Origin of the sequence: Cupriavidus sp. SS-3 (assembly GCF_035818815.1) — a bacterium.
Classification (GTDB): Bacteria; Pseudomonadota; Gammaproteobacteria; order Burkholderiales; family Burkholderiaceae; genus Cupriavidus; species Cupriavidus taiwanensis_C.
On record NZ_JAYLVT010000004.1, the window covers coordinates 123,451 to 143,465 of the forward strand.

Annotated in this window: 14 protein-coding genes; 4 read left to right on the forward strand and 10 right to left on the reverse strand. The window is 68.2% G+C overall.

Annotated elements, in window-relative coordinates:
• Positions 1-7: 7 nt before the first annotated feature.
• From U9J39_RS08375 to rpsB, 5 genes are all read right to left on the reverse strand, one after another.
• Positions 8-778 carry an isoprenyl transferase gene (locus tag U9J39_RS08375; RefSeq protein WP_012352950.1) on the reverse strand — a complete coding sequence of 257 codons (771 nt, stop codon included), beginning with the start codon at positions 776-778 and terminating at the stop codon, positions 8-10.
• A gap of 46 nt (positions 779-824) precedes the next feature.
• Positions 825-1,385, reverse strand: a complete 561-nt coding sequence (gene frr / locus U9J39_RS08380; RefSeq protein ID WP_115709719.1) for a ribosome recycling factor — start codon at positions 1,383-1,385, stop codon at positions 825-827.
• A gap of 141 nt (positions 1,386-1,526) precedes the next feature.
• The gene (gene pyrH, locus U9J39_RS08385; RefSeq protein WP_012352952.1) at positions 1,527-2,237 is read right to left on the reverse strand and encodes a UMP kinase; all 711 of its coding nucleotides are present in this window, start codon (positions 2,235-2,237) and stop codon (positions 1,527-1,529) included.
• A 298-nt stretch (positions 2,238-2,535) separates the two neighbouring features.
• Positions 2,536-3,414 carry a translation elongation factor Ts gene (gene tsf, locus U9J39_RS08390; protein ID WP_115709721.1) on the reverse strand — a complete coding sequence of 293 codons (879 nt, stop codon included), beginning with the start codon at positions 3,412-3,414 and terminating at the stop codon, positions 2,536-2,538.
• 283 nt (positions 3,415-3,697) lie between these two features.
• Positions 3,698-4,441: a 30S ribosomal protein S2 gene (gene rpsB, locus U9J39_RS08395; RefSeq protein WP_012352954.1), complete on the reverse strand. Its 744-nt coding sequence runs from the start codon at positions 4,439-4,441 to the stop codon at positions 3,698-3,700.
• A 338-nt stretch (positions 4,442-4,779) separates the two neighbouring features.
• Here rpsB and map point away from each other — a divergent pair, with 338 nt between their 5' ends.
• The 3 genes from map to U9J39_RS08410 all read left to right on the forward strand — a co-directional run bounded on the left by map (position 4,780) and on the right by U9J39_RS08410 (position 10,044).
• Complete coding sequence (map, locus tag U9J39_RS08400; RefSeq protein WP_111517873.1) at positions 4,780-5,598, forward strand: type I methionyl aminopeptidase; 819 nt, start codon at positions 4,780-4,782, stop codon at positions 5,596-5,598.
• A gap of 77 nt (positions 5,599-5,675) precedes the next feature.
• Positions 5,676-8,258: a [protein-PII] uridylyltransferase gene (locus tag U9J39_RS08405; protein ID WP_115709723.1), complete on the forward strand. Its 2,583-nt coding sequence runs from the start codon at positions 5,676-5,678 to the stop codon at positions 8,256-8,258.
• Between the two features lie 22 nt (positions 8,259-8,280).
• The gene (locus U9J39_RS08410; RefSeq protein WP_326346906.1) at positions 8,281-10,044 is read left to right on the forward strand and encodes a pseudouridine synthase; all 1,764 of its coding nucleotides are present in this window, start codon (positions 8,281-8,283) and stop codon (positions 10,042-10,044) included.
• Positions 10,045-10,189: 145 nt separating this feature from the next.
• On the opposite strand, the gene def is transcribed toward U9J39_RS08410, so the two are convergent.
• Genes def through smc form a run of 4 tightly spaced genes read right to left on the reverse strand, consistent with a single transcriptional unit; the run spans position 10,190 to position 17,733 of the window.
• A complete protein-coding gene (def, locus tag U9J39_RS08415; protein WP_115680374.1) occupies positions 10,190-10,723 on the reverse strand; it encodes a peptide deformylase in 534 nt (177 codons plus the stop codon).
• Between the two features lie 15 nt (positions 10,724-10,738).
• Positions 10,739-12,868, reverse strand: a complete 2,130-nt coding sequence (ligA, locus tag U9J39_RS08420; RefSeq protein ID WP_326346907.1) for an NAD-dependent DNA ligase LigA — start codon at positions 12,866-12,868, stop codon at positions 10,739-10,741.
• 12 nt (positions 12,869-12,880) lie between these two features.
• Entirely contained in the window at positions 12,881-14,221 is a 1,341-nt protein-coding gene (locus U9J39_RS08425) for a cell division protein ZipA C-terminal FtsZ-binding domain-containing protein (protein WP_116312661.1), read from the reverse strand.
• Entirely contained in the window at positions 14,218-17,733 is a 3,516-nt protein-coding gene (gene smc / locus U9J39_RS08430) for a chromosome segregation protein SMC (protein WP_116312662.1), read from the reverse strand. Before smc ends, U9J39_RS08425 begins: the two co-directional genes overlap by 4 nt.
• A gap of 439 nt (positions 17,734-18,172) precedes the next feature.
• On the opposite strand from smc, the gene U9J39_RS08435 reads away from it, so the two are divergent.
• Positions 18,173-19,000: a ferritin-like domain-containing protein gene (locus U9J39_RS08435; RefSeq protein ID WP_326346908.1), complete on the forward strand. Its 828-nt coding sequence runs from the start codon at positions 18,173-18,175 to the stop codon at positions 18,998-19,000.
• A gap of 12 nt (positions 19,001-19,012) precedes the next feature.
• Here U9J39_RS08435 and U9J39_RS08440 read toward each other — a convergent pair whose 3' ends face one another.
• The gene (locus tag U9J39_RS08440) at positions 19,013-19,981 is read right to left on the reverse strand and encodes a DMT family transporter (protein WP_326346909.1); all 969 of its coding nucleotides are present in this window, start codon (positions 19,979-19,981) and stop codon (positions 19,013-19,015) included.
• Between the last annotated feature and the right edge of the window lie 34 nt (positions 19,982-20,015).

Below are 20,015 nucleotides of genomic sequence, written 5' to 3' on the forward strand. Positions count from 1 at the left end.
GCCGGGCTCAGGCCGTGCCGGAAAGTCCGGGCGCGACCAGCTGCGCGCTGGTGCGGCCGAAGCGGCGTTCGCGCTGGCGGTACGAGGCAAAGGCCTTGTCGAGTTCCGCGGCGTCGAAATCCGGCCAGTAGACGTCGGTGAAGTACAGCTCGGAATAGGCGAGCTGCCACAGCAGGAAATTGCTGATGCGCTGTTCGCCGCCGGTGCGGATGAACAGGTCCGGCTCCGGCGCATAGGCCATGGCCAGGTGCGGGGCCAGCAGCGATTCGTCGATGGTTTCGGGATCGAGCATGGGCGAGCGCGCCAGCATCTTGCGCATGGCCTGCAGCAGGTCCCAGCGCCCGCCGTAGTTGGCGGCGATGGTGACGGTCAGGCCGGTATTGCCGGCGGTGCGTGCCTCGGCATCCTTGATCAGCCGCTGGATGCGCGGGCTGAAGCGGCTCAGGTCGCCCACCACCCGCAGCCGGATGTTGTTGGCGTGCATCTTCACCACTTCGCGCCGCAGCGACATCATGAACAGCCGCATCAGGAACGAGACCTCGTCGGCCGGACGGCGCCAGTTCTCGGAGCTGAACGCGAACAGCGTCAGGTATTGCACGCCCCGTGCGGCGCAGGCTTCCACCACCGCGCGCACGGCGTCCAGCCCCCGGCTGTGTCCCGCCACGCGCGGCAGATGCCGCTGGGTCGCCCAGCGGCCGTTGCCGTCCATGATGATGGCAACGTGCCTGGGCACGTAGGAAGTATCGGGTACGGCAAGCGTCGAGCTGATGTGCTGCATGGGCGTGAGACGGTCGCTGACAGTCCCGGCAAGGCCGGGACGGGCGTCAGACCGTCATGATCTCCTTCTCTTTTTCCGCGACCATCTTGTCGATCTCGGCCACGTACTTGTCGGTCAGTTTCTGCACCTCGTCCTGGCCGCGGCGCTCGTCGTCCTCGGAAATGGTCTTGTCCTTGACCAGCTTCTTGAACTGCTCGTTGGCGTCGCGGCGCAGGTTGCGCACGGCCACCTTGGCACCCTCGGCCTCGCCCTTCACGACCTTGGTCAGCTCCTTGCGGCGCTCTTCGGTCAGTGCAGGCATCGGCACACGGATCACTTCGCCCATGGTGGCCGGATTCAGGCCCAGGTCGCAATCGCGGATGGCCTTCTCGACCGCGCCCACCATTTTCTTTTCCCACGGCTGCACCGTGATGGTACGGGCGTCGGCCAGGCCGATCGCCGCCACCTGGCTGATGGGCACCATCGAGCCGTAGTAATCCACCTGAACGTGGTCGAGCAGGCCGGTATGGGCACGGCCGGTGCGGATCTTGGCCAGATCGGCCTTGAAGGCTTCGATCGACTTCTGCATTTTCTGCTCGACGCTCTTCTTTGTGTCGGCGACGCTCATTTTTACCTCCGGAAATCAGCCAACCAAGATCCCCTCTGGTGGGGATCGAAAATGAATCATTCTACTCTTTGCCCGGCTGGATACCAGCGCCGCGGCGCGGCATCCGTTACCGGACTCACAGATGCGGCTCAGCGATGAAGATCACACATGCACCAGCGTACCCTCATCCTCGCCCAGGATGACGCGCTTGAGCGCGCCGGGCTTCACGATCGAGAACACCTTGATCGGCAGCTTCTGGTCGCGGCACAGCGCGAACGCGGTGGCGTCCATCACTTGCAGGTTGCGCGAGATGGCCTCGTCGAAGCTGATGGTGGTGTAGCGCGTGGCGCTCGGATCCTTCTTCGGGTCGGCGGTGTAGACGCCGTCGACCTTAGTCGCCTTCAGCACGATCTCGGCGCCGATCTCGGAGCCGCGCAGCGCGGCCGCGGTATCGGTGGTGAAGAACGGGTTGCCGGTGCCGGCGGCGAAGATCACCACCTTGCCCTCTTCCAGCTGGCGGATCGCGCGCGGGCGGATATAGGGCTCGACCACCTGGTCCATGCGCAGCGCGGACTGCACGCGGCCTTCGATATTGGCGTGGCGCATCGCGTCCTGCAGCGCCAGCGCGTTCATCATGGTGGCCAGCATGCCCATGTAGTCGGCGGTGGCGCGGTCCATGCCGGCAGCGCCGCCGGCCACGCCGCGGAAAATATTGCCGCCGCCGATCACCACCGCCACCTGCACACCGAGCTTCACGATCTCGGCAATGTCGTTCACCATCGCCTCGATGGTGGAGCGGTTGATGCCGAAGGCATCGTCGCCCATCAGGGCTTCACCGGACAGTTTCAGAAGGACGCGCTTGTAGGCTGGCATGTTCACCCTCGGAAGGAGCAGTTCGCTCGGTTGAGACGGCTCGGTCGAGACGACTCGGTTGAGACACTGGGACGTATGTTTTGGCACCGGCAGCACGGGTCATCGTGCCGCCGGCAGGAGAAAAGCCGGTTTTCGGCGTGCCCCGGCCGAAACCGGACCACCGCGGAAACAGACTGCTGCAATGCAACGCCGGCCGCGCCGTGCTGCACTACTTATGCAGAGGGGCACCTTGCGGCGCCCCTGCGGCATTATAGGCGCCCGCGCCGGCCCTGACGGCCGGCCCGGCGCGCCCCGGACATCAGCCCTTCTGGGCAGCGGCCACCTGGGCGGCCACTTCAGCGGCGAAGTCGTCCTGCTTCTTCTCGATGCCTTCGCCCACCACGTACAGGGTGAAGCCCTTCACGGTCGTGTTGGCGGCCTTCAGCATCTGCTCGACGGTCTGCTTGTCGTTCTTCACGAACGGCTGGTTGAACAGCGAGACTTCCTTCAGGTACTTCTGCACCGAACCTTCGACCATCTTGGCGGCGATCTCGGCCGGCTTGCCCGATTCGGCAGCCTTCTGCTCGGCGATGCTGCGCTCCTTGGCGATCAGGTCGGCCGGGACCTGCTCGGCCGACAGCGACACCGGCTTCATCGCGGCCACGTGCATGGCGACGTCCTTGGCGGCGGCTTCGTCGCCGTCGAACTCGACCATCACGCCGATGCGGGTGCCGTGCAGGTACGAGACCAGCTTGCCGCCGTTGGCGTAGCGGGTGAAGCGGCGGATCGTCATGTTCTCGCCGATCTTGCCGATCAGGGCAGCGCGGGTGGCTTCGACGCTGACGCCGTCGATTTCCAGCGCCGACAGCGCAGCCACGTCGGCGGGGTTCTGCTTGGCGACCAGCTCGGCCACCTTGGCCGAGAAGGCCAGGAAGTCGTCGTTCTTGGAGACGAAATCGGTCTCGCAGTTCAGCTCGACCAGCACGCCGGTGGTGCCGTCGATGAACGATGCCACCACGCCTTCGGCGGTCACGCGCGAGGCAGCCTTGCTGGCCTTGTTGCCCAGCTTGACGCGCAGCAGCTCTTCAGCCTTGTTCAGGTCGCCGTCGGCCTCGGTCAGGGCCTTCTTGCACTCCATCATCGGCGCGTCGGTCTTCGCGCGCAGTTCTGCAACCATGCTTGCGGTAATTGCCGCCATTTGTCACTCCTTGAATGGTTCGCGCCGGCTGCCGGCAGTCGCCCGCGGCACCCGGTCGGTGGGTCTTCAGCGCACCCGCGGCAGATCTTGCCTGGCGCGGATGACAACAATTCAAATTCGAAAAAAGGGGGCGCCAGATGTGCCCCCTTTTTGCCCTGCTGCCGAAGTACCCCGGCTTGCGCCCTGCGCGCTGCCCGGCGTGCCGGGCGGCAGGCGATGCCTGCCTTGTCGTGTGTTGACGTGCGCGCTATCGGATTCCTTTCAGCAGCGGGCCGGGAAGCTATCAGCCTTCCTGCACTTCGACGAATTCGTCGTCGCCGCGGGCGGCTTCAACGACTTCCTGCACGGCGTTGGCACGGCCTTCCAGGATGGCGTCGGCCACGCCGCGCACGTACAGGGCCACGGCCTTGCTCGAGTCGTCGTTGCCCGGGATCACGTAATCGATGCCTTCCGGCGAGTGGTTGGTATCGACCACGCCGATCACGGGGATGCCCAGCTTGTTGGCTTCGGTCACGGCGATCTTGTGGTAGCCGACGTCGACCACGAAGATCGCGTCAGGCACGCCGCCCATTTCCTTGATGCCGCCGATCGACTTTTCCAGCTTGATCATCTCGCGCTCGAACATCAGCGCTTCCTTCTTGCTCATGGTTTCCAGCGCGCCGGCTTCCTTGGCGGCTTCCATGTCCTTCAGGCGCTTGATCGAGGTCTTGACCGTCTTGAAGTTGGTCAGCATGCCGCCGAGCCAGCGGGCGTCGACGTAGGGCATGCCGGCGCGGCCAGCTTCTTCAGCCAGGATTTCGCGCGACTGGCGCTTGGTGCCCACGAAAAGGATGGTGCCGCGATTGGCCGCCAGCTGACGCACGTACTTCATGGCGTCCTGGAACATCGGCAGCGTCTTTTCGAGGTTGATGATGTGGATCTTGTTGCGATGACCGAAGATGAAGGGGGCCATCTTCGGGTTCCAGAAGCGGGTCTGGTGGCCGAAGTGGCAACCGGCTTCCAGCATTTCGCGCATGGTCACGGACATGTAAATCTCCAAAGGGTTAGGTCTGAAGCCCGCCCCGACATTCCTGAAAAGGAACACCCCGGATAGGCGGGCCAGCGATTTCCAGCGGCAGGAAAGGACCCTGCCAAGTTAACCGACCTGGCCGGCGCAATTGCTGCGACGCAACCAGATCAGCCCGCTATTCTAGCAACAAAAGTACCGCCCGCTCAAGCCGCCGCGCTCTGTTCCGCCTCTGGCGGCCGATTCCGGGCGGCCCGGAACAGGCTGCGATCCGGCCTCGATGGTGCGATAATCCCACTTTGACCCATCGATTCCGGCGTGGCCAGTGGCCCCGCCATCACTTTTTCTGGCGACGCAGCATGAGCATTTACCTGAACACCGCCGAAGACATCGCCCACATGCGCGTGGCTTGCCGCCTTGCCTCCGAAGTCCTCGACTACATCACGCCCTTCGTGCAGCCCGGCGTCACCACCGGCGAACTGGACCGCCTGTGCCACGCCTACATGCGCGACGTGCAGGGCACGGTGCCGGCGCCGCTGAATTATGCGCCCCCGGGCTACCCGCCCTTCCCCGGCGCGATCTGCACCTCGGTCAACGACGTGATCTGCCACGGCATTCCCGGCGAGCGCGTGCTCAAGAGCGGCGACGCCGTCAACCTCGACATCACCGTCATCACCAAGGACGGTTACTACGGCGACACCAGCCGCATGTTCATCGTCGGCGAGGGCTCGATCCTGGCCAAGCGCCTGGCGCAAGTGACCTACGAGTGCATGTGGAAAGGCATCGCGCAAGTGCGCCATGGCGCGCGCCTGGGCGATATCGGCCACGCCATCCAGGTGCATGCCGAAGCCGCCGGCTACAGCGTGGTGCGCGAGTACTGCGGCCACGGCATCGGCAAGAACTTCCACGAAGACCCGCAGATCCTGCACTACGGCCGCCCCGGCACCGGCGCCGAGATCAAGGCCGGCATGATCTTCACGGTGGAGCCGATGATCAACGCCGGCAAGCGCGATATCCGCACCATGCCCGACCAGTGGACCGTGAAGACCCGCGACCGCAGCCTGTCGGCGCAGTGGGAGCACACGGTGCTGGTCACCGAGACCGGCTACGAGGTGCTGACGGTGTCCGCCGGCACCCCGGCGCCGCCGGCCTTCATCACCGATTCCGTGGCGGCCTGACGCCGCGCAGAAGCCAGGGCGCCTGACCGGGCGCCCTTCTTTTTCCAGCCGTGCCGACGAACCCTTCCGCCCTCTCCATGGACACCACGCCGGAACTGCTGCTGGCCGCGCGCGTGCGCGACCAGCTCAAAATCGACAAGCAGGCGCTGTTTGCGGACTTCAACGCCAGCGCCAATGCCGGCACGCTGACCACGCGGCTGCGCCGCGCCGTCGATGCCGCGCTGGGCGAGGCCTGGCGCGGGCTGGCGATGCCGGCGGACGCGGCGCTGGTGGCGGTGGGCGGCTACGGTCGCGGCGAACTGTTCCCGTACTCGGACGTCGACGTGCTGTTGTTGCTGCCCGCCGAGCCCGACCGGGAGACTGCCGGCAAGCTGGAACGCTTTATCGGCCTGTGCTGGGACCTGGGGCTCGAGATCGGCTCGGCCGTGCGCACCGTCGATGACTGCATCCGCGAGTCGCGCCAGGACGTCACCATCCAGACCTCGCTGCTCGAGGCGCGCCTGCTGACCGGCAACCGCAAGCTGTTCGAGGCGCTGCGCAGCCGCTACCAGGCCGACCTGGACCCGGCCGCGTTCTTCCAGGCCAAGCTGCTGGAAATGCGCCAGCGCCACGCCAAGTACCAGGACACGCCCTACGCGCTCGAGCCCAACTGCAAGGAAAGCCCGGGCGGCCTGCGCGACCTGCAGGTGATCCTGTGGATGACCAAGGCCGCGGGCCTGGGCGACAGCTGGAAGGAGTTGTTCGAGAAGGGCCTGCTGACGCAACGCGAAGCCCAGGAACTGGCCCGCAACGAGCGCCTGCTGAAGACCATCCGCGCGCGCCTGCACCTGGTGGCCGGGCGCCGCCAGGACGTGCTGGTGTTCGACCTGCAGACGGCGCTGGCCGAGGCCTTCGGCTACCGCCAGAATGCCCACAAACGTGCCAGCGAGCAGCTGATGCGCCGCTACTACTGGGCCGCCAAGGCGGTGACCCAGCTCAACAGCGTGCTGCTGCTCAATATCGAGGCGATGCTGTTCCCGAGCGAATCGCAGGTGACGCGCGTGCTCAACGAGCGCTTCGTCGAGCGCCAGGGCATGCTGGAAATCACCAGCGACGACGTCTACGAGCGCGACCCCCACGCCATCCTGGAAACCTTCCTGCTGTACGAGCGCACGCCTGGCGTGAAGGGGCTGGCGCCGCGCACGCTGCGCGGCTTGTACAACGCGCGCACGGTGATGGACGCGCGCTGGCGCAACGATCCAGAGAACCGCCGGCTGTTCCTGGCCATCGTGCAGGAGCCGCAGGGCATCACCCATGCGCTGCGGCTGATGAACCAGACCAGCGTGCTGGGCCGCTACCTGATCAACTTCCGGCGCATCGTCGGGCAGATGCAGCACGACCTGTTCCACGTCTACACCGTGGACCAGCACATCCTGATGGTGGTGCGCAACATGCGCCGCTTCGCCATCGTCGAGCACACCCACGAGTTCCCGTTCTGCAGCCAGCTGATGGCCAGCTTCGACAAGCCCTGGGTGCTGTGGGTGGCGGCGCTGTTCCACGATATCGCCAAGGGTCGCGGCGGCGACCATTCGCGGCTCGGCACCGTCGATGCGCGCCGCTTCTGCCGGCAGCACGGCATTGCGCGCGAAGACGCCGACCTGATCTGCTGGCTGGTCGAGCACCACCTCACCATGAGCCACGTCGCGCAGAAGCAGGACCTGACCGATCCCGACGTGGTCCATGCCTTCGCCGAAGTGGTCGGCAGCGAACGCTACCTGACCGCGCTCTACCTGCTGACCGTGGCCGATATCCGCGGCACCAGCCCCAAGGTGTGGAATGCGTGGAAGGGCAAGCTGCTGGAAGACCTGTACCACATCACGCTGCGCGTGCTGGGCGGCGCGCGGGTCGACTCGCATTCGCTGTGGTCGCAGCGCAAGCAAGACACCATCTCGGAGCTGCGCCTGAAGGCCTTCGACCCGGCGCTGGGCAAGTCGCTGTGGGCGCAGCTGGACGTGGCCTTCTTCCTGCGCCACGATTCGCACGATATCGCCTGGCTGACGCGCCACCTGTACAACAAGGTCGACAGCCCGGTGCCGGTGGTCAAGGCGCGCGTGTCGCCGGCCGGCGAAGGCCTGCAGGTGGCGGTCTACATCAAGGACCAGCCTGACCTGTTCGCGCGCATCTGCGGCTATTTCGAGCGCAAGGCGTTCTCGATCCAGGACGCCAAGATCCACACCACGCGCCACGGCTACGCGCTCGATACGTTCCAGGTCACCGACCCCGGCATGGCCGGCGATGGCGGCAATTACCGCGACATCATCGCGCTGGTCGAGCACGAGCTGTGCGAGCGGCTGCGCCTGCAGGGCGCGCTGCCCGAGCCCACGCAGGGGCGGCTGTCGCGCCAGTCGCGCAGCTTCCCGATCAAGCCGCGCGTCGACCTGCGCCCGGACGAGCGCGGCCAGTATTACCTGCTGTCGCTGTCCGCCAACGACCGCACCGGCCTGCTGTACGCCATCGCCCGCGTACTGGCACGGCATCGCGTGTCCGTGCACACGGCACGCATCAACACTTTGGGCGAACGCGTCGAAGACGTGTTCCTGGTAGACGGCAGCCGCCTGGCCGCCGACAACCGATTGCAGATTCAGCTTGAACAGGACTTGCTCGCCGCCCTCGCCATCTGAGGCGGGCGGGCATCATCAACCTATGACCGACAGCAATTCGCCGAAGCGCAAGACGCTAGGCATCAAGGCCGCCAGCGATACCGGCACGGCCGCGCGCAAGGGCGGCACCCGCCCCGTGCGCGTGTCCGACCTCAACCGCAAGCGCGTGCAGGCCGTCTCCGAGGGCATCAAGCGCGCCCAGCAGCGTGCCGGCAAGACCGGTGCCAGCGGGGCCCAGGGCGAAGCGCCGGCGCAGCCGCGCCAGCCGCGCGCGCCCCGCCCTGCCGACGCCGAACGCCAGGCGCGTCCGCGCCGCTTCGAAGGCGGCGAGTCGCGCCCGCCGCGACGCTTTGGCGACGACGACAACCGTCCGCGCCGCACCGGCGACGAGCGCGGCGAAGCGCGCCCGCGCCGCTTCGAAAGCAACGAGTCGCGTCCGCCGCGACGCTTCGGCGATGACGACAAACGTCCGCGCCGTTTCGAAGGCAGCGAATCGCGCCCGCCGCGCCGCTTCAGCGATGACGACAAACGTCCGCGCCGTTTCGAGGGCAGCGAAGCGCGCCCGCCGCGCCGCTTCGGCGACGACGACAACCGCCCACGCCGCACCGGCGGCGACCGCGGCGAAGCGCGCCCGCGCGGCTTCGCCAGCAACGAGTCGCGTCAGCCGCGACGCTTTGGCGACGACGACAACCGTCCGCGCCGCACCGGCGGCGAGCGCGGCGAAGCGCGCCCGCGCCGCTTCGAAAGCAACGAGTCGCGTCCGCCGCGCCGCTTCGGCGACGACGACAATCGTCCGCGCCGCTTCGAAGGCGCCGACTCGCGCCCGCGCCGCCCTGGCGACGACGAACGGCGCCCGCGGCCCGCGCCGTCGGGCGAGCGCCGCCGCGAAGGCACGGCGCCGGCACGCCGCTTCAGCGACGCGGCCGACCGCATCCGCACCGCCGGCCCCGCACGCTCGGAACGCCCGGAACGCGCACCAGCGCCGGCTTCGCGCCGCGAAGCGCCCGCGGCGCCGCGCGACGAATCCAGCCACGACGACGGCCTGGTACGCCTGTCCAAGCGCATGTCCGAACTCGGCCTGTGCTCGCGCCGCGAGGCCGACGAATGGATCCCGCGCGGCTGGGTGCTGGTCGACGGCAAGCCCGTGACCGAACTCGGCAGCCGCATCCGCCCCGACGCCGAGATCGAGATCCTGCAGGAAGCGCGCTCCGAGCAAGGCGAGCGCGTCACCGTGCTGCTGAACAAGCCGGTCGGCTTCGTTTCGGGCCAGGCCGAGGACGGCTACGAGCCCGCCGCGGCGCTGTTTGCCCCCGAGAACCAGTGGGAAGGCGATCCCACGCGCAAGCGCTTTGCGCCGTGGCAGCGCAAGAACCTGGCCCCGGCCGGCCGCCTCGATATCGACTCCACCGGCCTGCTGGTGCTGACGCAGGACGGCCGCGTCGCGCGCGCGCTGATCGGCGAGGATTCGACCGTCGAGAAGGAATACCTGGTGCGCGTGGTCTGGCACTCGCCGCACGGGCCGGTCGAGCGCAACATCAGCGCGGAATTCCCGGCCGATGACCTGGAGCTGCTGCGCCACGGCCTGTCGCTGGACGGCGTGCCGCTCAAGCCGGCCAAGGTCAGCTGGCAGAACGAAGAGCAGTTGCGCTTCGTGTTGCGCGAGGGCCGCAAGCGCCAGATCCGCCGCATGTGCGAACAGGTGGGGCTGCAGGTGGTGGGCCTCAAGCGCGTGCGCATGGGGCGCGTGGTGCTGGGGGATCTGCCGCCGGGCAAGTGGCGCTTCCTGGGACAGTTCGAGAAGTTCTGATAAAAAAAAGCGGCCTTGATGGCCGCTCTTGTTTTGAGGGGTCTTGGCAAATCGCCACCACCTCATCCCTGTACCGATTGGGTACTCCCTCTCCCGCTTGCGGGAGAGGGGAGCAAACCAGCAGCGTGCCGATTGGCATCGCCCTTCAATCGTCGCTGTTCGCCGGCAAATCCGGAAACAGAACCTCGGTAAACCCGAAGTTCGAAAAATCCCTGATCCGCATCGGATAAAGAATCCCCTGCAGGTGGTCGCACTCATGCTGCACCACGCGCGCATGGAAGCCCTCGGCCACGCGTTCGATGCGGTTGCCCATCAGGTCGTAGCCGCTGTACTTCAGGCGCAGGTGGCGCGGCACCACACCGCGCAGGCCCGGCACCGACAGGCAGCCTTCCCAGCCGTCCTCCATCTCGTCGGACTGCATTTCCAGCACCGGGTTGATCAGCACCGTCTTGGGCACGGTGGGCGCGTCCGGGTAGCGCGGATTGCGGTCGAAGCCGAAGATCACCACCTGCAGGTCCACGCCGATCTGCGGCGCGGCCAGCCCCGCGCCGTTGGCGTGGTCCATGGTGTCGAACATGTCTTCGATCAGCGTGCGCAGCTCCGGCGTGTTGAAGCGCTCCACCGGCCGCGCCACCTGCAGCAGGCGCGGATCGCCCATCTTTAGAATCTCGCGGATCATGGTTCCGTTCCCCGGTTATTCCTCGGCCGGCGCGGCGCCGGCTTGCGCCAGCAGGGCCAGCATGCCGGCCTCGTCCAGCACCGGCACGCCCAGCGCCTCGGCCTTGTCCAGCTTGCTGCCGGCCTCGGCGCCGGCGACCACGTAGTCGGTCTTCTTCGACACCGACCCCGCCACCTTGGCGCCGGCGGCTTCCAGCAGTTCCTTGGCGTCTTCGCGCGACAGCGTCGGCAGCGTGCCGGTCAGCACAAAGGTCTTGCCTGACAGCGGCGCCGGCGCCTTTGCCACCGGCTCGCTTTCCGGCCAGTGTACGCCGGCGGCGCGCAGTTGCTCGATGACCTCGACGTTGTGCGGCTCGGCGAGGAAGTTGGCGATCGACTGCGCCACCACCGGGCCGACATCGTTGACCTCGAGCAGCGCCGCTTCGTCGGCCGCCAACAGTGCATCCAGCTTGCCGAAGTGCCGGGCCAGGTCCTTGGCAGTGGCTTCGCCGACGTGGCGGATGCCAAGCGCGAAGATAAAGCGGTTCATGGTGGTCGCGCGCGACTTGTCGATCGCCGTCACCAGGTTGGCGGCCGACTTGTCGGCCATGCGCTCCAGCGCAGCCAGCTTGGCAATGCCGAGCTTGTACAGGTCGGCCGGCGTGCGCACGATGCCCTGGTCGACCAGTTGCTCGACCAGCTTGTCGCCCAGGCCTTCGATATCCATGGCGCGCCGCTGCGCGAAATGCAGCAGCGACTGCTTGCGCTGCGCCGCGCAGATCAGGCCGCCGGTGCAGCGGGCGATGGCCTCGTCCTCGAGCTTCTCGATATGCGAGCCGCACACCGGGCAGGCGGTCGGCATCACGAACGCGCGGGCGTCGGCCGGGCGCCGCTCGGCCACCACGGCGACGACTTCCGGGATCACGTCGCCGGCGCGGCGCACGATCACGGTGTCGCCGACATGCACGTCCTTGCGGCGGATCTCGTCCTCGTTGTGCAGCGTGGCATTGGTCACGGTCACGCCGCCGACGAACACCGGCCTGAGCCGCGCCACCGGCGTGATCGCGCCGGTGCGGCCGACCTGCACCTCGATGTCCTCGACGATGGTGGTCATTTCCTGCGCCGGGAACTTGTGCGCCAGCGCAAAGCGCGGCGCGCGCGAGACAAAGCCCAGGCGCTCCTGCTCGGCCAGCGCGTTGACCTTGTAGACCACGCCGTCGATGTCGTAGGGCAGTTCGTCACGGCGCTTGCCGATGTCGCGATAGAAATCGAGCAGCCCCTGCGCGCCCTTCACCACCGCACGGTCCTTGCACACCGGCAAACCCAGCGCGGCAAAGCCGTCGAGCATGGCGCTGTGGGTCGGCGGCCGCTCCACGCCCTGCAGTTCGCCCAGCCCGTAGGCGAAGAACGACAGCGGGCGCCGCGCCGTGATGCGCGGATCGAGCTGGCGCAGGCTGCCGGCGGCAGCGTTGCGCGGATTGACGAAGGTCTTCTCGCCGGCCTCGGCCTGGCGCGCGTTGAGCTTGTCGAAGTCGCGGCGGAACATGAAGACCTCGCCGCGCACCTCCAGCACCGCGGGCGCCTGGCCCCGCAGCTTGAGCGGAATTGCCTTGATGGTGCGCACGTTGACGGTGACATCCTCGCCGGTCTCGCCATCGCCCCGGGTCGCGGCCTGCACCAGGCGGCCGTCTTCATAGCGCAGCGACATGGCCAGGCCGTCGAACTTCAGCTCGCACGCGTACTCGACCGCGTCGGCGGCGCTGAACAGGTCGGCCTCGCCCGCCGCGGGCGCGCTGCGGCCCAGCCCCTGCGCGCAGCGGCGGTCGAAGTTCAACACATCGTCGTCGGCGAAGGCGTTGTTGAGCGACAGCATCGGCACCCGGTGCCGCACCGAGTCGAACGCCGCCAGCGGCTCGCCGCCCACGCGCTGCGTGGGCGAGTCCGGCGTCTGCAGCTCGGGATGCTCGAGCTCCAGCGCCATCAGCTCGCTGAACAGCGCATCGTATTCCGCATCGGGAACGGTGGGCGCGTCCAGCACGTAATACTGGTAGTTGTGGCGGTCCAGCTCTTCGCGCAGCCAGGCCACGCGGCTGGCGGCGGCGTCGGCCGGCAAGGCGCCGGCGGGCGCGGAGGCATCTGCCTGCGCGCCGCGGTGTGTTGCGGTCATGGCAGGCTCCGGCTAGTTGCTGAACAGGCGCAGCGCCACCGGCGAACCGGCCGGCATGCCGCGCGCTTCCAGCTTCTGGTACAGCGCCTCGAGCTGGTTGAAGATGGCGACGAACGAGGCTTCGGTCAGCGGCCGCATATTGTCGTCGACCAGTTGCGCGCCCATGCGCTGGGCCAGCGTATGGCCGTACTCGCACACGGTCTTGAACGGCCTGGCGGCCTGGTCGGCCACCGGCACGTCGAGCAGCAGCGTGATCTGGCGGCCGGACTTGACGGTGAGGTCGTCGCGCAGGAAGTTGGTGTCGCCGAACTGCAGCGTGAACAGCGGGCGCTGCACGCCCTCGGCATTGGCCTGGTAGCGGATAAAGCGGGTGCCGTCGCGCGACAGCACCAATCCGTCCTGCGTCGCCACGTTCTGCACGTAGGCGGCCGACCATGGCGCGCCGTCGGAGATCACGTTGACGCCCAGCTGCACGTCGCAGGCGGCGGCAAAGGCGTCGAGCTCGCGCGCGTTGGCGACGGTCTCGCCCATGTCCGGCAGGTCGGCCGAGGCGTCGAGCGACTCGGCCAGCGACTCGACCGCGGTGACGAATTCGGAGAACTCCAACGCATTGAGCGGGCCGCCGCGGTTGGCCAGCTGCACGCCGACCTGCAGGTCTTCGTACTGATGGCCGGCGGTGACGGGCTCCCACGCGTTGGCTTCGGCACGCAGGCCTTCGATATGGACCGGCTTGGTGCCGGCGCGGCGCAGCCGGCCGGTCAGCGGCAGGATACGGTCGCCGGACGCCTTGCGTTCCAGGTGCAGCGGCACGATGCAGTCGATCAGCGGATCGACAATGGCTGGCGCGGGCTGGCCGTCCGGTACCGCAGCGACCGGAGCCGGTGCAGGCGCCGGCTCCGGCGCAGGCGCAGGCGTGGGAGCGGGAGCTGGCGCCGGGGCCACGGCGATAGCGGCATCCGCCTCGTCCTCCGATGCGCGCGACGCCGCGGCCCCGACCGCGACTTCCTCGGCGACGGCTTCGTCGGCATCGGCGCTGCTGGCCGCCGCGGCCGCGGCCGCGGCGACGTGGTTGTTGCCGGCCCCGGCGGCGCCGGTGCCGGCCGGTGCCTGCGCCAGCGTGGGCTCGCGCCGCGGCGGCTGCTCGGCGGCGGCTTCCTGCAGGCGCGCGGCGGTTTCCGGCGCGGTGCTCTGGCCGACCACCGGCTCGCGCATCGGCGGCAGGTCGTCTTCGGGCCGCAGCTCGCGCGGGCGGCGCGCCTTGCGGATCTGCCACTGGTTGTAGCCGAACACCAGCACCACGAAAACCAGGCCCGCGACGATCAGCGCGGTCTGCAGGTCCATATTGAGCTTCATGCTGCCTCCGCCATCGACACGGCTGCATCCATATCCACGGCCACGATCCGTGAAACGCCCTGCTCCTGCATGGTCACGCCAATCAGTTGATGAGCCATTTCCATGGCGATCTTGTTATGTGAGATGAAAACGAATTGGGTCTTGTCCGACATGCGCGCCACCATATTGGCGTAGCGCTCGGTATTGGCGTCGTCCAGCGGCGCATCCACCTCGTCCAGCAGGCAGAACGGCGCCGGGTTCAGCTGGAACATCGCGAACACCAGCGCGATCGCGGTCAGCGCCTTCTCGCCACCCGACAGCAAGTGGATGGTCGAGTTCTTCTTGCCCGGCGGCTGCGCCATCACCTGCACGCCGGCATCGAGGATTTCCTCGCCGGTCATGATCAGGCGCGCCTGGCCGCCGCCGAACAACGACGGGAACAGCTCGCCGAAATGGTGGTTGACCTGGTCGAAGGTGCCTTGCAGCAGCGCGCGGGTTTCCTGGTCGATCTTGGCGATCGCGTCCTCGAGCGTGCCGATGGCGTCGTTCAGGTCGGCCGACTGCGCGTCGAGGAAGGTCTTGCGCTCGCGCGCCGCGGCCAGTTCGTCGAGCGCGGCCATGTTGACCGGGCCGAGCGCGTTGATGGCGTTGTTGATGCGCGTGACTTCGCCCTGCAGGTAGGACGGCTTGAGCTCGCCGGTCAGCTTTTCAGCCAGCGCGGCCTCATCCACCGCGGCGGCGCTCAGCTGCTCGCTGAACTGCTCCTGGTTCAGGCGCGCCGCCTGTTCCTTGAGCTGCAGCTCGGTGATGCGGTCGCGCAGCGGCTGCAGGCTGCGCTCGGCGGCCAGGCGCTGCTCGTCGTGCTGGCGCAGCTGCGCCGACAGCGCATCGAGCTCGGTGCGCGCGATGGTCAGCTTCTCTTCCTTCTCCGCACGGCGCTCCAGCGCTTCCTGCAGGCCGGTATGCGCGGTCTGCTCGTTGATGGTCTCGAGTTCGGCGCGGGCGTTCTCCAGCGATTCGGCGATGCGCTCGGCCTGGTCCGCCGCCACCTGGATATTGCGGCGCAGCTCGTCGATGCGGCTGGCCAGGTTGCGCTCCGCGAACAGCGCCTCCTGCGCGGCGCGCTCGAGGTCGCGCAGCTGGTGGCGCGCGCCGGAGAGCTTGCTGTCCAGCGCCTCGAAGGCCATCTGCTGGTCTTCGTGGGTGGCCTGCATCTCGGCCAGCGCGGCGTCGTGCTGCTCGAAGCTGGCTTCGGATTCTGCGCGGATCGCGCGCTGCTCTTCGATCTGCGCGTGGATCTCTTCCAGTTCCTCGCGGATCTGGCCGCTGCGGGCGGCATAGCGCTCCATCGCCTGCGACAGCTTGAGCACGTCCATCTGCAGCGTGTGCACGCGGCGGGTGGCCTGCTCGGCGCGGGCACGGGCGTCGCCCAGCGCCTGGCTGGCCTGGGTGTAGGCCGCTTCGGCGCGCACCGCTTCGGTCTTGGCTTCGTCGGACAGCAGCAATTGCGCGCGCGCCTGCTTGTGCAGGTTTTCGATTTCCTGCTCGCGCGCGAGCATGCCGGCCTGCTCGGAATCGGCGGCGTAGATCTGGATCGCGTTGCGGCCCACCAGGTGGCCTTCGGCGACCACGAACGAGGCGCCTTCGGGCAGCGTGTTGCGCGCGGCCAGCGCCTGCGCCATGTCGGTGGCGACATAGACGTCGGCCAGCCAGTCCTGCATCACCGCGCGGATCCCCGGCTCGGTGATCTGCACCAGCGCCATCAGCGGGCGCAGGCCCGCAGGCGTTTCCAGCGGACGGGCCGCGGCCGGCGGCGAGTAGAACGCCAGCTTGGCCGGCGGCGCGTCGGACAGGAAGGCCTTGACCCAGTCCAGGTTCGACACTTCCAGCGCGGCCAGCTTCTCGCGCAGCACGGATTCGAGCGCGTTCTCCCAGCCTGGCTCGATATGCACCTTCTTCCACAGCCGCGGCAGCTCGGCGAGTTCATGTTTGGCGAGCCACGGCTGCACCTTGCCGTCGGTCTGCACGTTTTCCTGCAACTGGCGCAGCGCCGACAGGCGCGCCTCGAGCGTGGCGATGGCGGCGGCTTCGCTGTGCACGCGCGCCTGCGCGGCGCGGCGCGCCTCATCCAGGCGCGGCACGTTCTCTTCGGCGTCGGCGAGCACGGCCTGGGCTTCCTCGACCAGCGCTTCCTGCTCGGCCAGTTCGGCCCGGGCCTGCTCCAGCCGGGTTTCGTCGGGGCGGTCCAGGCCCTTGTCTTCGGCCGACAGCCGTTCGCGGCGCTGTTCCAGCTGCTGCAGCATCTGGTCGGCGCTGCGCTGCTGCGCGGCTTCCAGCTTCAGCGCCTGCTCGGCCTGCATGATGCCGGCGCGCTGCTCGTTGAGCAGCTGCTGGGCGTCGCGCCATTGCGCTTCCAGCGTCGGCAGCTCGTCGTTCTGCTGCGCCACGGCCTCCTGCGCCTCGACCGTGCGGCCTTCGGCCACGGCCAGGTTTTCCTCGGCCTGCGCGAGCTCGTCGGTGGCCTGCTCGGCCTTGCCCTGCCATTGCTCGCGCTGCGCGATCAGCGCGGCGATCTGGGCCTGCACGCGGTTGCGCGACTCGACCACGTAGCGGATCTCGGCCTCGAGCTTGCTGACCTCGGCATTGGCTTCGTACAGGGCGCCCTGGGCCGCGTGCATGCCATCCGAGGCGGCATAGTGCGCGGCGCGCATGGTTTCCAGCTCGGCCTCGACATGGCGCAACTGCGCGGTCTGCGCTTCCAGGTCGATCTGGGCCTGCTCGATGGCGCGCTGGTGGCGCTCCTGCTCCTGCTGCGCCTCGCGCTTGCGCAGCAGCCACAGCAGGTGCTGCTTTTCTTCGCCGTCGGCCTGCAGCGTCTTGAAGCGCTGCGCCACTTCGGCCTGGCCTTCGAGTTTTTCGAGATTGCTGCCGAGCTCGCGCAGGATGTCTTCGACCCGGGTCAGGTTTTCGCGGGTGTCGGACAGACGGTTCTCGGTCTCGCGGCGGCGCTCCTTGTACTTGGACACGCCCGCCGCCTCTTCCAGGAAGATGCGCATGTCATCGGGCTTGGCCTCGATGATGCGCGAGATCATGCCCTGGCCGATGATGGCGTAGGCGCGCGGGCCCAGGCCCGTGCCCAGGAAGATGTCCTGGATGTCGCGCCGGCGCACCGGCTGGTTGTTGATGTAGTAGGACGAGGTGCCGTCGCGGGTCAGCACGCGCTTGACCGCGACTTCGGCGTACTGGCTCCACTGGCCCGCGGCGCGGCCTTCGGCGTTGTCGAACACCAGCTCGACGCTGGCGCGGCCGGCCTGCTTGCGCGCGGTCGAGCCGTTGAAGATGACGTCCTGCATGGACTCGCCACGCAGCTCGGACGCGCGTGACTCGCCCAGCACCCAGCGCACCGCATCGATGATGTTGGATTTGCCGCAGCCGTTGGGACCGACGATGCCGACCAGTTGGCCCGGCACCTGGAAATTGGTGGGATCGACGAATGACTTGAAGCCCGCCAGTTTGATCGAGGATAGTCGCACGGTTTCTCGTGTGGTATCGGCCACTCCGGCGGTAAAGCGGGGGCGGCCTGGTATCGGGTTTCGGGGCTATTGCACGGTTCGGAAAAGCCGGGCTGCGCGGGGACCGGGGCGGCGTGACGCCAGCACCTCAAAACACCCCTCCAGCCCGAGAATTGGGGCTAATCATACCATCGCAGATGCCTTCGCCGGCCCGTTTGGGGTCGTCCCCGGGTGGTCGCCGGGCAGTGGAATTCCCTTGCCTTTCCGACCCTTACAAGCGGTTTCGCAAGCACTTTGGCAGACCACGCGTGGGCAGCCCGCCACGCTTGCCCTGGCCCTCGCCCTGAAACTAATTAGGGTAAATGCTAGTCTCTGCTCTGTCGGCGTGATGCCGGATGCGCTCCGGTCCCACGCGCCATGAACGCCCCTTGCAGCCTTTGGCCAACCAGGAGGACAGAGCATGAGTGAACCGTCAGCGGCCGACCGGCCGTGGTCTGTCGACGACATCCGATACGAGGCGATCGACGTCGCGCGCGTGCGCGGCGATCGGGACCTGTTCTACCTGCTGGTGTCGGCCTCGTTTATCGAGAGCGGCTCCGACACCTATGCCGGCAACCTGGCCACGTATTACGCCCGCGTGCCCGAAGCCGCCGGCTGGCTGTCCGAGCACTGGGAAGCCGAGGAGCTGCAGCATGGCCTGGCGCTGCGGCGCTATGTCGAGCATGTCTGGCCGGAATTCGACTGGGAGCGAGGCTATGCGCGCTTCTTCGCCGAATACAGCCAGACCTGCTCGATCGACCAGTTCGAGCCCACCGAGGCGCTGGAAATGGCGGCCCGCTGCGTGGTGGAAACCGGCACGGCCGCCTACTACCGGGCGCTGGAGCGGGCCAGCGACGAACCGGTGCTGCGCGACCTGACGCGGCGCATCTCAAACGACGAGGTGCGGCACTACAAGCACTTCCTCCACTTCTTCAACCGCTTCGCCGAGGCCGAGCGCCTGGGCCGGCTGCGCGTGCTGGGTGCGGTGGCGCGCCGGCTGCTGGAGATCAAGAACGAGGACGCGGCGATCGCGCTGCGCAACGTGCTGCGCATGGAACGCGGGGTCGAGTCGGTGCCGGAAGCGGAAGTGCGGGCGCTCAATACGCGCGTGTCAGGCGTGATCCGCCGCAACATCCCGATCGATATGACGGTCAAGATGCTGCTGCGGCCGCTGCAGCTGCACCGCGGCGTGGAGCGCGCGGTGCGCGCGCCGCTGGTGGCGATGGTGTCGCGGGTGATCCTGCACTGAGTTGCGCCGGAGCTAGTGGCAGGCCGCGGCCTCGGCGCCCGCGGCCGGCGCGGGCGCGGCGCGGCTGCGGTGCACCAGCCCGGACAAGGCGCCGGCGGCGATGATGCACAGGCCGCCCGCGGCCTCCTTCCAGCTCAGCACCTCGGTTGCCAGCCACCATGACGACACCGCGGCGATAACGATCTCGAACAGCATCAGCAGCGACACGCGGTTGGCCGGCAACCGCTGCAGCCCGTACTGCACCACCGAGTTGCTGACCACCAGCACCGCCGCCAGCCCCAGCACCAGCATCGCCGCGCTGACCTGCGCGCCCGGCACCACCGCCACCGCCGGACCGTCGAGCAGCAGCGCGGCCGGCACACCGACCACGGTGCAGCCGAGGTAGACCACCACCGTGCGTACGCGGGCGTCGGTGTCCGGAAAGCGCTGCCCGGCGCGGCGCGACAGCACATTGTTGACGGCAAAGCCCATGCCGCCGACCAGCCCCGACCATTCCGCGGCCGAGCCGGGCAGCGGCAAGCCGACCTCCGGCGTCCACAGCATCAGCCCGGCGCCGAACAGCGCCAGCCCCACCAGCGCCAGCCCGGCCGCCGACAGCCGCTCGCCCAGGAACAGCCGTGCGAACAGCGCGGTCCAGACCGGCGTCAGGTAGAACAGCAGCAGCACGCGCATCACATGCCCGTTGACGCTGCCCCAGACGAAGCCGGCGTTGGTCACGCCCGCCGCCAGGCCGATCGCCAGGAACAGCCAGTGCGGCCGCAGCCCGCCCAGGTGGCGGCGGAACGCCAGCAGCGACAGCACCGCCGCGACCGCGCTGACCAGCGCCGCGGCGTGCATGCCGCCCAGGCCCCAGCCGGCCAGCACGCGGTACGGGAACCAGGCGATGCCCCACACCGAGGCGCCGATCAGGATGGAAAGCGATGCCTTGACCGCATGGCGGTCGGCCGGCGCCAGCGGCGCCGCAACTGAATTTGTGCTCATAAAGGGAATCGGTGCGAGGCGAGCCGGCCCGCCC

Excerpts from the sequence above, each read along its gene's own strand:
- U9J39_RS08375 (WP_012352950.1), bottom strand. The coding sequence starts at position 778 with ATGCAGCACATCAGCTCGACGCTTGCCGTACCCGATACTTCCTACGTG.
- frr (WP_115709719.1), bottom strand. The coding sequence starts at position 1,385 with ATGAGCGTCGCCGACACAAAGAAGAGCGTCGAGCAGAAAATGCAGAAG.
- pyrH (WP_012352952.1), bottom strand. The coding sequence starts at position 2,237 with ATGCCAGCCTACAAGCGCGTCCTTCTGAAACTGTCCGGTGAAGCCCTG.
- tsf (WP_115709721.1), bottom strand. The coding sequence starts at position 3,414 with ATGGCGGCAATTACCGCAAGCATGGTTGCAGAACTGCGCGCGAAGACC.
- rpsB (WP_012352954.1), bottom strand. The coding sequence starts at position 4,441 with ATGTCCGTGACCATGCGCGAAATGCTGGAAGCCGGTTGCCACTTCGGC.
- map (WP_111517873.1), top strand. The coding sequence starts at position 4,780 with ATGAGCATTTACCTGAACACCGCCGAAGACATCGCCCACATGCGCGTG.
- U9J39_RS08405 (WP_115709723.1), top strand. The coding sequence starts at position 5,676 with ATGGACACCACGCCGGAACTGCTGCTGGCCGCGCGCGTGCGCGACCAG.
- U9J39_RS08410 (WP_326346906.1), top strand. The coding sequence starts at position 8,281 with ATGACCGACAGCAATTCGCCGAAGCGCAAGACGCTAGGCATCAAGGCC.
- def (WP_115680374.1), bottom strand. The coding sequence starts at position 10,723 with ATGATCCGCGAGATTCTAAAGATGGGCGATCCGCGCCTGCTGCAGGTG.
- ligA (WP_326346907.1), bottom strand. The coding sequence starts at position 12,868 with ATGACCGCAACACACCGCGGCGCGCAGGCAGATGCCTCCGCGCCCGCC.
- U9J39_RS08425 (WP_116312661.1), bottom strand. The coding sequence starts at position 14,221 with ATGAAGCTCAATATGGACCTGCAGACCGCGCTGATCGTCGCGGGCCTG.
- U9J39_RS08435 (WP_326346908.1), top strand. The coding sequence starts at position 18,173 with ATGAGTGAACCGTCAGCGGCCGACCGGCCGTGGTCTGTCGACGACATC.
- U9J39_RS08440 (WP_326346909.1), bottom strand. The coding sequence starts at position 19,981 with ATGAGCACAAATTCAGTTGCGGCGCCGCTGGCGCCGGCCGACCGCCAT.